Origin of the sequence: Streptomyces sp. NPDC006283 (assembly GCF_040613325.1) — a bacterium.
GTDB lineage: Bacteria > Actinomycetota > Actinomycetes > Streptomycetales > Streptomycetaceae > Streptomyces.
The window spans coordinates 40120-52422 of record NZ_JBEXRZ010000010.1 but is presented as its reverse complement, the minus strand read 5'-3'; the positions used below and the strand labels follow the sequence as shown (position 1 = coordinate 52422).

Here is a 12303-nt window from a genome sequence, read left to right as displayed (position 1 = left end):
GGTCACGGCACCGCAACGGTCGCGCCGGCAATCCGCGGCAGCGACCCCCGCCCGGCCCGACCCGTCGCGTGCACAGCGCAGCGAAAACGCTGAATCCTGCCCGAAGGCGGGCAGGATTGTTGGCTTCGAGTCCCCGGAATCCCTAATCTCCTGCGCATGACAAGCCCCGCCGCCGAGCCGGCACCCGATGTCCGAGGTTCCTCCCCGGCCCCTTCCGGCGCCTTTCCATCCGGCCCTCGCCGGATATCCGGGGCCGTCTGGGCCGCCCTCGCCATCGTGTACGTCGTCTGGGGATCCACCTACCTCGGCATTCGCATCGTCGTCGAGACGATGCCGCCGTTCATCTCCGCGGCAGGGCGATTCGTCGTCGCCGGTCTGATTCTCGGCGCGCTCGTCGCCTGGCGGCACGGCCCCAAGGCGCTCAAGGTCACGAAGCCGCAGCTCGCCTCCGCGGCGACCGTCGGTCTGCTGCTGCTCCTCGGCGGAAACGGCCTGGTCGTCCTCGCAGAGACCTCCGTCCCCTCCGGCCTCGCCGCGCTGCTCATCGCCGTGGTCCCCGCCTGGGTCGTCGTCCTGCGCGGGGCCTTCGGCGAGCGTCCCGGTCTCGGGGCCTACGCCGGTGTGGCGCTCGGGCTCGCCGGCCTCGCCGTGCTGACCCTGCCGGGGCTCAGCGGTGACGTGCGCATCGGCGGAGTCCTCACCGTGATCGCCGCGACCATGATGTGGTCCGTGGGCTCCTTCTCGTCGTCGCGCCTGCCCATGCCGGCCAACCCGTTCGCCGCCAGTGCGTACGAGATGGTGGCGGCCGGTATCGGCTGCGCTCTCGTGGCGCTGGGCCGGGGTGAACACCATGGCTTCGATCCCGGCGACGTCTCCACCCGATCCTGGGTCGCGCTGGCCTACCTCGTCGTGTTCGGCTCGCTGCTCGCGTTCACCGCGTACGCCTGGCTGCTGCACACCGCCCCGCTCTCGCTGGTCGCCACCTACGCGTACGTGAACCCCGTCGTCGCCGTGCTGCTCGGCGCGCTGGTGCTCGACGAGCGGCTGTCCTGGCCGATCGCGGTGGGCGGCACCGTCGTCGTGGCGGGCGTGTGCCTGATCGTGTCCACGGAGCGACGCCGCTGACCCGCCAAAGCGGCCAGCCGGGGCGCGCGACCACTCCATGCCGGACAAACGACCTCAGAGGCATGCGGCCCTACCGTGTGGAGAGAGCAACCGAGCGCAAATCCCACTACTTCGGAAGGGCCGGGACCCGCATGACTTCCACCCACGCCTTCTGGCTCGCCGGCCGCCAGGCCACCGGCGAGACCGCCTTCGACGTCACCTCCCCGTGGGACGGCCGTCTCGTCGGCACGGTCTCCGTACCGACCGAGGCCCAGGTCGAAGAGGCAGTCGCCGCCGCCCACGCCGTGATCGACGACTTCTCCGCCACCCCGGCGCACGTCCGCGCGGCCGCCCTCGACCATGTGTCGAAGCGTCTTGTGGAGCGGACGGAGGAGATCGCGCAGCTGATCTCTGCGGAGAACGGCAAGCCCGTCAAGTGGGCCCGCGGCGAGGTCGGCCGCGCGGTCTCGGTGTTCCGGTTCGCCGCCGAGGAGGCCCGCCGCTTCAACGGCGGCGAGGCCCAGCGCCTCGACACCGACGCCGGTGGCCAGGGCCGCCTCGCCCTCACCCGCCGCTTCCCCAAGGGCGTCGTGCTCGGCATCGCGCCGTTCAACTTCCCGCTCAACCTGTGCGCCCACAAGATCGCCCCGGCGATCGCCGTCGGCGCGCCGATCATCCTCAAGCCCGCACCGGCGACCCCGCTCTCCGGGCTGATCCTCGGCGAGCTGCTTGCCGAGACCGATCTGCCGGCCGGCTCGTGGTCCGTGCTCCCGGTCCCGAACGAGCAGATGCCCGCCCTCGTCAAGGACGAGCGCCTGCCGGTCATCTCCTTCACCGGCTCCGACAAGGTCGGCTACGCGATCATGGACTCGGTCCCGCGCAAGCACTGCACTCTGGAGCTCGGCGGCAACGGCGCTGCGGTCGTCCTCGCCGACTTCGCGTCCGAGAAGGACCTGGACTGGGCGGCGACCCGGATCGCCACCTTCTCCAACTACCAGGGCGGCCAGTCCTGCATCTCCGTGCAGCGGGTGATCGCCGACGCGGTCGTCCACGACCGGCTGCTGCCGAAGATCGTCGCGGCCGTCGAGGCCCAGGTCACCGGCGACCCGTCCGACTCCGCCACCGACGTCGGCCCGCTCGTCAGCGAGGACGCCGCCAAGCGTGTGGAGTCCTGGGTGGACGAAGCCGTGCAGGGCGGCGCCAAGCTGCTCACCGGCGGCAAGCGCGACGGCGCGAGCTACGCGCCCACCGTCCTCACGGACGTGCCCGCCGATGTCACCCTCGCCTGCGAGGAGGTCTTCGGGCCGGTGCTGACCGTGACGAAGGTCGCCGGCGAGGCCGAGGCGTTCGCGGCGGTCAACGACTCCAAGTACGGCCTGCAGGCGGGTGTGTTCACGCACGACGTGCAGACCGCGTTCCGTGCCCACCGCGCCCTCGAGGTCGGCGGTGTCATCGTCGGCGACGTCCCGTCCTACCGCGCCGACCAGATGCCGTACGGCGGGGCGAAGCAGAGCGGCGTCGGCCGCGAGGGCGTCGCCTTCGCGATGGACGACTACACGTACGAGCGGGTGCTGGTCCTCACCGGACTGGCGCTGTAGCGCCGTACGCGACGAACTGACGGCCGGAGCCCACTGTGCGGGGGCTCCGGCCGTCCCGTCGTTGCTCCCACTGCCGTACGCGGGCTGGTGGGAGTGCCGGGAATCGGGTAGTACGAACGGGTAGCACCGGCCGGTAAATGCCCCGGCGGGCCCCCGATTCGCGGCGAGGTGAGCCTCATGTCCGCTCCAACGGACAAGCCCCTGCATCAGCCCCACCCCCCGAAGATCAGCGAGCGCGAGGCACGACAGGTCGCGGAGGCGGCGCGCGAACAGGACTGGCGGAAGCCCAGTTTCGCCAAAGAGCTGTTCCTGGGCCGTTTCCGTCTCGACCTGATCCACCCCCATCCGATGCCTACCGGTGAGGCGACCCGGCGCGGCGAGGAGTTCCTCTCGAAGCTGCGCCACTTCTGCGACACGAAGATCGACGGCGCGCTCATCGAGCGGGAGGCGAGGATCCCCGACGAGGTGATCAACGGCCTGCGGGAGCTCGGCGCGCTCGGCATGAAGATCGAGCCCAGGTACGGCGGACTCGGCCTCACCCAGGTGTACTACAACAAGGCGCTGGCGCTCGTCGGCACCGCGAGCCCGGCGATCGGCGCGCTGCTGTCCGCGCACCAGTCGATCGGAGTCCCGCAGCCGCTGAAGCAGTTCGGCACCGACGAGCAGAAGCAGCGGTTCCTGCCCCGGCTGGCCCGCACGGACATCTCCGCGTTCCTGCTCACGGAGCCGGACGTCGGCTCCGACCCGGCCCGGCTCGCCACGACTGCCGTCCCCGACGGCGACTCGTACGTCCTTGACGGCGTGAAGCTGTGGACCACCAACGGCGTCGTCGCCGACCTGCTCGTCGTCATGGCCCGCGTCCCCAAGTCGGAGGGGCACAAGGGCGGTATCACCGCCTTCGTCGTCGAGGCGGGCAGCGAGGGCATCACCGTCGAGAACCGCAACGCCTTCATGGGCCTGCGCGGCCTCGAGAACGGCGTGACCCGCTTCCACCGGGTCCGGGTCCCCGCCGAGAACCGGATCGGCCCCGAGGGCGCGGGCCTGAAGATCGCACTGACCACCCTCAACACCGGCAGGCTGTCGCTGCCCGCGATGTGCGTCGGCGCCGGCAAGTGGTGCCTGAAGATCGCCCGCGAGTGGTCCGAGGTACGTGAGCAGTGGGGCAAGCCGGTCGCCAGGCACGAGGCCGTCGGCGCCAAGATCTCCTTCATCGCCGCGACCACGTTCGCGCTCGAGGCCGTGGTCGACCTGTCCTCCCAGATGGCCGACGAGGACCGCAACGACATCCGCATCGAGGCCGCCCTCGCCAAGCTCTTCGGCTCGGAGATGGGCTGTCTGATGGCCGACGAGCTGGTCCAGATCCGCGGCGGCCGAGGCTTCGAGACCGCGGACTCGCTCGCGGCGCGCGGTGAACGGGCCGTCCCCGCCGAGCAGTTGCTGCGCGATCTGCGCATCAACCGCATCTTCGAGGGCTCGACCGAGATCATGCACCTGCTCATCGCCCGCGAGGCCGTCGACGCGCATCTCGCCGTCGCCGGCGACATCATCGACCCCGACAAGCCGATGTCGGCCAAGGCGAAGGCGGGCGCCAACGCGGCGGCCTTCTACGCCCGCTGGCTGCCCAAACTCGTCACCGGACCTGGTCAACTGCCCCGTACGTACGCGGAGTTCCACCCCGCCGGGCACCGGGACCTGTCCACGCATCTGCGGTACGTGGAGCGCAACAGCCGCAAGCTGGCCCGCTCGACGTTCTACGCCATGTCCCGCTGGCAGGGCCGGATGGAGACCAAGCAGGGTTTCCTCGGCCGGATCGTCGACATCGGTGCCGAACTCTTCGCGATGAGCGCCGCCTGCGTGCGAGCGGAGCTGCTGCGCACCTCGGAAGAGCACGGCCGTGAGGCGTACCAGCTCGCGGACGCGTTCTGCCGGCAGGCCCGCATCCGCGTCGAGGAACTGTTCACCCGCCTCTGGTCGAACACCGACGACCTCGACCGCAAGGTCGTGAACGGTGTGCTGTCCGGCACCTACACCTGGCTGGAGGACGGCATCGTCGATGCCAGCGGTGAAGGCCCGTGGATCGCGGACGCCACGCCCGGACCGACCGAACGGGAGAACGTGCACCGCCCGATCCGCTGACGAAGCCGGAGCGGGGCGCGTCCGCACGCCGGACGTGCCCCGCTCCCGTGCGCCGCTCCCGTCCGGTCGCCGGGGCTCCCTGTCCGGACCGACAGGCAGTGCAGCCACAATGGGGGGATGAGCGACAGCCCATCTCCCCTCGCAGACCCGCATCTCGTCTTCGACGCCTCCGAAGGCCGCCGGGACATCGTCGTCCTCGGCTCCACCGGGTCCATCGGCACGCAGGCCATCGACCTCGTCCTGCGCAATCCCGACCGTTTCCGCGTCACCGCGCTGTCCGCCGCGGGCGGGCGGGTCCGTCTGCTCGCCGAGCAGGCGCGGCGGCTGCGTGTCGACACGGTCGCGGTGGCGGACGAGGGCGCCGTGCCCGCGTTGCGCGAGGCGCTGGCCGAGCAGTACGGCGGCGAGCCGCTGCCGGAGGTCCTGGCAGGCCCCGACGCCGCCACCGAGCTCGCCGGCTCCCCCTGCCACACCGTGCTCAACGGCATCACCGGCTCGATCGGTCTCGCCCCCACGCTCGCCGCCCTGGAAGCCGGACGCACCCTCGCCCTGGCCAACAAGGAGTCGCTCATCGTCGGCGGGCCGCTGGTCAAGGCGCTCGCCAAGCCCGGGCAGATCATCCCCGTGGACTCCGAGCACGCCGCGCTCTTCCAGGCGCTCGCCGCGGGCACCCGCGCCGATGTGCGCAAGCTGGTCGTGACGGCCTCCGGCGGCCCCTTCCGTGGCCGCACGAAGGCGGAGCTGGCGAACGTCACCCGCGAGGACGCCCTCGCGCACCCGACCTGGGCCATGGGCCCGGTGATCACGGTCAACAGCGCCACGCTCGTCAACAAGGGGCTCGAGGTCATCGAGGCGCATCTGCTCTACGACATCCCCTTCGACCGCATCGAGGTCGTCGTCCACCCGCAGTCGTACGTTCACTCCATGGTGGAGTTCACCGACGGCTCGACGCTCGCCCAGGCCACCCCGCCCGACATGCGCGGTCCCATCGCCATCGGCATCGGCTGGCCGGAGCGGGTCCCGGACGCGGCTCCCGCCTTCGACTGGTCGACGGCCTCGACCTGGGAGTTCTTCCCGCTCGACAACGAGGCGTTCCCATCGGTGGGTCTCGCCCGCCACGTGGGGGAGCTGGGCGGAACGGCGCCCGCGGTGTTCAATGCCGCGAACGAGGAGTGCGTGGAGGCATTCCTCGCCGGAAGGCTGCCGTTCAACGCCATCATGGATACGGTCACCGAGGTGGTCGCCGAGCACGGCACCCCCGCGTCGGGAACTTCCCTGACGGTGGCGGACGTCCTCGAAGCGGAGACCTGGGCCAGGGCCAGGGCCCGTGAGACGGCAGCGAAAGCAACGGCGGAGGCTCGCGCATGACGATTCTGTTGACCATTCTGGGCATCGCGCTCTTCGCCGTCGGGCTGCTCTTCTCCATCGCCTGGCACGAGCTCGGCCACCTCTCCACGGCCAAGCTCTTCGGCATCCGCGTGCCCCAGTACATGGTCGGCTTCGGTCCGACGCTCTGGTCGCGGCACAAGGGCGAGACCGAGTACGGCATCAAGGCCATCCCCATGGGCGGCTACATCCGCATGATCGGGATGTTCCCGCCGGGGGAGGACGGCCGGATCGAGGCCCGTTCCACGTCGCCGTGGCGCGGGATGATCGAGGACGCCCGCTCCGCGGCCTACGAGGAGCTGAAGCCCGGCGACGAGACGCGGCTGTTCTACACGCGCAAGCCGTGGAAGCGCGTCATCGTGATGTTTGCGGGACCGTTCATGAATCTGGTGCTCGCCGTGGCGATCTTCCTCGGCGTGATGATGACGTTCGGCTCGCCGACCCAGACCACCGAGGTCGCCGGCGTCCAGAAGTGCGTCATCGCCCAGAGCGAGGACCGCGACACCTGCGCCAAGAGCGACCCCGAGTCGCCGGCGTTCGCCGCCGGGCTGCGGGAGGGCGACACGATCGTCGCGTTCAACGGCAGGCCCGTCGAGGACTGGTCCGCCCTGTCGACCCGCATCCGGGACACGATCGGCCCGGCCACCCTCACCGTCGAGCGAGACGGCGCCCAGCAGGTCCTCGAGGCCACGCTGATCGAGAACATGGTGGCGAAGAAGGACGAGGACGGGGAGGTCGTCCCCGGGAAGTTCGTCCCGGCCGGCTACCTCGGCTTCGCGGCGAAGACGGAGATCCTGCCGCTGTCGTTCGCCGACTCCGTCGACCGCATGGGCGACATGATCGAGAACGGCGCGGAGTCCATCATCGCTCTGCCGTCCAAGGTCCCTGACCTGTGGGACGCCGCCTTCGGCGACGGCGAGCGCAAGGACGACTCGCCGGTCGGCGTGGTCGGCGCCGCACGCCTCAGCGGCGAAGTGCTCAACCTGGACGTACCGACGACCAACATCGTCGCAACCTTCCTGATGCTGCTCGCCGGCTTCAACCTCTCCCTGTTCCTCTTCAACATGCTGCCGCTGCTGCCGCTGGACGGCGGGCACATCGCGGGAGCGCTGTGGGAGTCGGTGCGGCGCAACATCGCCAAGGTCTTCCGGCGTCCCGACCCGGGCCCGTTCGACGTGGCGAAGCTGATGCCGGTCGCCTACGTGGTGGCGGGGATCTTCATCTGCTTCACGCTGCTCGTGCTGGTGGCGGACATCGTCAACCCGGTGAAGATCAGCTGAGCCTGCGGGGGCGGCCCGGCCCGCCGCCTCGTGTGATGGCCGGACACGGTTTGTGTCCGGCCATCCTCTTTGGGTGGACTTCGCTGTGCGATGTGCCCGGGAGAACGCCGGTGCCGTAATCTCGGGTGCTGGAGCCCGCCGATCTCGGGACCTTGATCCACACCTTGGGGTTGCACAGCAGATGACTGCAATTTCTCTCGGAATGCCGTCCGTTCCGATGAAGCTCGCCGACCGGAGGGTCAGCCGGAAGATCCAGGTCGGTTCTGTCGCGGTCGGCGGCGACGCACCGGTTTCGGTGCAGTCCATGACGACGACCAGGACGTCCGACATCGGCGCGACGCTCCAGCAGATCGCGGAGCTCACGGCGTCCGGCTGCCAGATCGTGCGCGTGGCGTGCCCGACGCAGGACGACGCGGACGCGCTGGCCACCATCGCCAAGAAGTCGCAGATCCCGGTGATCGCGGACATTCACTTCCAGCCGAAGTACGTCTTCGCGGCGATCGACGCGGGCTGCGCCGCGGTGCGGGTGAACCCGGGCAACATCAAACAGTTCGACGACAAGGTCAAGGAGATCGCCAAGGCTGCCGGCGAGACCGGCACCCCGATCCGGATCGGGGTCAACGCGGGCTCTCTCGACCGCCGCCTTCTGGAGAAGTACGGCAAGGCGACTCCCGAGGCGCTCGTCGAGTCCGCGCTCTGGGAGGCGTCCCTCTTCGAGGAGCACGGCTTCCGCGACATCAAGATCTCGGTCAAGCACAACGACCCGGTCGTCATGGTCAACGCCTACCGCCAGCTCGCCGCCCAGAGCGACTACCCGCTGCATCTCGGCGTGACGGAGGCCGGCCCCGCCTTCCAGGGCACCATCAAGTCCGCGGTCGCCTTCGGCGCCCTGCTCTCCGAGGGCATCGGCGACACGATCCGGGTCTCCCTCTCGGCCCCGCCGGCCGAGGAGGTCAAGGTCGGCATCCAGATCCTGGAGTCGCTGGGCCTCCGCCAGCGCCGGCTCGAGATCGTCTCCTGCCCCTCCTGCGGGCGCGCCCAGGTCGACGTCTACAAGCTCGCCGACGAGGTCAGCGCCGGCCTCGAGGGCATGGAGGTGCCGCTGCGCGTCGCGGTCATGGGCTGCGTCGTCAACGGCCCCGGCGAGGCCCGCGAGGCGGACCTCGGTGTCGCCTCGGGCAACGGCAAGGGCCAGATCTTCGTCAAGGGCGAGGTCATCAAGACCGTTCCCGAGTCGAAGATCGTGGAGACCCTCATCGAAGAGGCCCTGAAGATCGCGGAGCAGATGGAGAAGGACGGCGTCGCCTCGGGCACGCCGGACGTCGTCGCCGTGGGCGAGCCCGGCGCCTGATCGTCCAGCCGGTCCAAGGCCCCGCCGACCCTCTCCCGGGGTCCGCGGGGCCTTCGCGTGGGCGCGCCACGCCGCTGACCCGCCAGGTACAGTTCACAGACCAGTAAACCGTGTGATGAGGCGCCCTCGTGTTGACGCAGACCACCACCCGGGTCCTCGACCCCGGCGAACTCGGCGCAGCGCTCGCCATCCTCGAGAGCGAGCCGGTGACGAATGCTTTCGTCACCGCGCGTGTTCAGGTCGCGGGACTCGACCCATGGCGTCTCGGCGGTGAGATGTGGGGCTGGTACGCGGACGGGCACCTGCGCTCCCTGTGCTACTCCGGCGCCAATCTCGTCCCCATCTGCGCCACCCCCGAAGCCGTGCGCGCCTTCGCCGACCGTGCGCGCCGGTCCGGCCGGCGCTGCTCGTCCATCGTCGGCCCCGCCGAACCCACCGCCCAGCTCTGGCGGCTGCTCGAACCGAGCTGGGGCCCGGCCAGGGACGTACGAAGCCACCAGCCCCTCATGATCACCGAGGAGTTGCCGAAGAACATCGAGCCCGACCCCGGCGTCCGGCGGATCCGCAAGGACGAGATGGAGGTGATCATGCCGGCGTGCGTCGCCATGTTCACCGAGGAGGTCGGCATTTCGCCGATGGCCGGCGACGGCGGACTGCTCTACCAGGCCCGGGTCGCCGAACTCGTCGCCGCCGGACGGTCGTTCGCACGGATCGACGACGGCAAGGTCGTCTTCAAGGCCGAGATCGGCGCGGCCACCCCCCAGGCGTGCCAGATCCAGGGCGTCTGGGTGGCCCCCGAATACCGCGGCCAGGGCCTGTCTGAGACCGGCATGGCCGCCGTCCTGCGTTACGCCCTCGCGGACGTCTCACCGGTCGTCAGCCTGTACGTCAACGACTACAACACCGCGGCCAGGGCCTCCTACCGGCGGGTCGGCTTCCGCGAGGTCGGCGCCTTCATGAGCGTGCTGTTCTGATTCCCGGCGGGCCGTACTGAGCGGCCACGACGGCAAGTAGGGTTCGGCACATGGCAGCACTCACCGGGGAAGGCTCCCAGTCCCCCGAGATCGTGGTCGGACCGCTCGAACTCGCCGCACACGTCGACGAGGCGCTCGCCGTCCAGGCGCTCGCCTTCGGCCTCAGTGACGACGAGATCGACATCCGCCGCTACATCGTGCTGCGTCATCTGCAGAGCCCCGGAGCGCACGCCCTCGGAGCCACCACCGCGGCCGGCCGGCTCGTCGGATTCGTCTACGGCATGCCCAACGACCGCACCCACTGGTGGTCCACCGTCGTCGAGCCGTACCTGCGGCGCACCGGCACCGACCACTGGCTCGACGACTCGTTCGTCATCACCGAACTCCATGTGCACCCCGCCTACCAGAGCCGCGGCATCGGGCGCAGGCTGATCACCACCATCACCGACGGCGTCGGCCAGCCGCGCTCCATCCTCTCCGCGATCGACATCGAGAGCCCGGCCCGCGCCCTGTACCGCGCGCTCGGCTACCAGGACCTGGCGGGCCATGTGCTGTTCCCGAGTGCACCGAGCCCGTACGCGGTGATGGGCGCCCCACTGCCGCTGCGGCGGGGGAGCGGACAGGGGAACTGATTTCCGCCCGCAGGCAGGCCCCGGCTAACCTCCTGCACATCACACGTTCCGAGCAGGAGTTCACCATGGCCCAGGTCCAGCGCATGTCCCGTCTGATGGTCAAGACATTGCGCGACGACCCGGCGGACGCAGAGACGCTCAGCCACAAGCTCCTCGTGCGCGCCGGTTACGTCCGCCGCAACGCCGCGGGCATCTGGTCCTGGCTGCCCCTCGGCAAGCGCGTCCTCGAGAACGTCACCCGCGTCGTACGCGAGGAGATGGACGCGATCGGCGCGCAGGAGGTGCTGCTCCCGGCCCTGCTGCCCAAGGAGCCGTACGAGGCGACGGGCCGCTGGGAGGAGTACGGCGCAGAGCTGTTCCGTCTCAAGGACCGCAAGGGCGCCGACTACCTCCTCGGCCCTACCCACGAGGAGATCTTCACCCAGCTCGTCAAGGACCAGTGCACGTCCTACAAGGACCTGCCGGTGATCCTCTACCAGATTCAGACGAAGTACCGCGACGAGGCGCGTCCCCGCTCGGGCATCCTGCGCGGCCGCGAGTTCCAGATGAAGGACTCGTACTCCTTCGACACCACCGACGAGGGCCTCGCCGAGTCGTACGCCCTGCACCGCGAGGCCTATGTGCGGATCTTCGAGCGCCTCGGCCTCGAGCACAAGATCGTCTCCGCGGTCTCCGGCGCCATGGGCGGCTCCGCGTCCGAGGAGTTCCTCGCCCCGGCGGCGGCCGGCGAGGACACCTTCGTCTACTGCCCCTCCTGCGACTACGCGGCCAACACCGAGGCCGTCACCTTCGCCCTCGCTCCGGTCGACGGTGACGCCCACGGCCCGCTCGAGGAGCTCGACACCCCCGACACCCCCACGATCGAGACGCTCGCCGACCACCTGGGCGTGCCCGCCTCCGCGACGCTGAAGAACCTGCTGGTCAAGGTCGACGGCGAGATCGTCGCCGTGGGCGTGCCGGGCGACCGCGAGGTCGACCTCGGCAAGCTGGGCGACCACCTGGCCCCCGCGGTGGTCGAGCTGGTCACCGCCGAGGACTTCGTCGGCCGCCCCGACCTCGTCCGCGGTTACGTCGGCCCGCAGGGACTCGAGAAGGTCCGCTACATCGCCGACCCTCGCATCGCGCCCGGCACGGCCTGGATCACCGGAGCGAACAAGGAAGGCAAGCACGCGAAGAACGTCGTCGCGGGCCGGGACTTCGAGGTCGACGACCACCTGGACGTCGTGGTCGTCGAGGACGGCGACCCGTGCCCCTCGTGCGGCACCGGCCTGAAGCTGGACCGCGCGATCGAGATCGGCCACATCTTCCAGCTCGGCCGCAAGTACGCCGACGCCTTCCAGCTCGACGTACTGGGCCAGAACGGCAAGCCGGTCCGCGTGACCATGGGTTCCTACGGCATCGGGGTTTCCCGCGCGGTCGCGGCGCTCGCCGAGCAGACGGCGGACGAGCAGGGCCTGTGCTGGCCCGCCGAGATCGCCCCCGCCGACGTCCACGTGGTCGCGGCAGGCAAGGCGCTCCAGACGGAGCTGGCCCTCGACGTCGCACGGCAACTGGGCGAGGCGGGCCTGCGCGTACTGGTCGACGACCGTGCCGGCGTGTCGCCCGGCGTGAAGTTCACCGACGCGGAGCTGATCGGCGTCCCCAAGATCCTGGTGGCGGGCCGCCGCTCGGCCGACGGCGTCGTCGAACTGAAGGACCGCCGCACGGGCGAGCGCGAGGAGCTCCCGGTGGCGGAGGCCGTGGCGCGCCTGCGCGGCTGACGCGCTGAACTGCCCCGGGGCGCGGCCCCGGGCACCTGCGCCTGCAACGCCGGGCGGGCTCCGACGGGGCCCGCCCGGCGTT

General features: G+C 70.4%; 9 protein-coding genes. All 9 read left to right on the top strand.

All coding sequences use genetic code 11. The features are described 5' to 3' along the window. Positions 1-156 precede the first annotated feature (156 nt). The 9 genes from ABZ070_RS04195 (at position 157) to ABZ070_RS04155 (ending at position 12221) form a co-directional block, all read left to right on the top strand. Positions 157-1125: an EamA family transporter gene (locus ABZ070_RS04195; RefSeq protein WP_356629705.1), complete on the top strand. Its 969-nt coding sequence runs from the start codon at positions 157-159 to the stop codon at positions 1123-1125. A 131-nt stretch (positions 1126-1256) separates the two neighbouring features. Next, on the top strand, positions 1257-2702 hold the full coding sequence (locus ABZ070_RS04190; protein ID WP_356629703.1) for an aldehyde dehydrogenase family protein: 1446 nt from the start codon (positions 1257-1259) through the stop codon (positions 2700-2702). A gap of 177 nt (positions 2703-2879) precedes the next feature. Then, positions 2880-4838 carry an acyl-CoA dehydrogenase family protein gene (locus ABZ070_RS04185; protein WP_356629701.1) on the top strand — a complete coding sequence of 653 codons (1959 nt, stop codon included), beginning with the start codon at positions 2880-2882 and terminating at the stop codon, positions 4836-4838. Between the two features lie 117 nt (positions 4839-4955). Continuing rightward, complete coding sequence (dxr, locus tag ABZ070_RS04180; protein ID WP_356629699.1) at positions 4956-6206, top strand: 1-deoxy-D-xylulose-5-phosphate reductoisomerase; 1251 nt, start codon at positions 4956-4958, stop codon at positions 6204-6206. Then, a complete protein-coding gene (locus tag ABZ070_RS04175) occupies positions 6203-7504 on the top strand; it encodes a site-2 protease family protein (RefSeq protein ID WP_356629697.1) in 1302 nt (433 codons plus the stop codon). The genes dxr and ABZ070_RS04175 overlap by 4 nt, the downstream gene beginning before the upstream one ends. Positions 7505-7685: 181 nt before the next feature. After that, positions 7686-8855 carry a flavodoxin-dependent (E)-4-hydroxy-3-methylbut-2-enyl-diphosphate synthase gene (gene ispG / locus ABZ070_RS04170; protein ID WP_356629695.1) on the top strand — a complete coding sequence of 390 codons (1170 nt, stop codon included), beginning with the start codon at positions 7686-7688 and terminating at the stop codon, positions 8853-8855. Positions 8856-8983: 128 nt separating this feature from the next. Next, a complete protein-coding gene (locus ABZ070_RS04165; RefSeq protein WP_356629693.1) occupies positions 8984-9829 on the top strand; it encodes a GNAT family N-acetyltransferase in 846 nt (281 codons plus the stop codon). Positions 9830-9879: 50 nt separating this feature from the next. After that, on the top strand, positions 9880-10461 hold the full coding sequence (locus tag ABZ070_RS04160) for a GNAT family N-acetyltransferase (protein ID WP_356629691.1): 582 nt from the start codon (positions 9880-9882) through the stop codon (positions 10459-10461). Positions 10462-10526: 65 nt separating this feature from the next. Further along, a complete protein-coding gene (locus ABZ070_RS04155) occupies positions 10527-12221 on the top strand; it encodes a proline--tRNA ligase (RefSeq protein WP_356629689.1) in 1695 nt (564 codons plus the stop codon). Positions 12222-12303 lie beyond the last annotated feature (82 nt).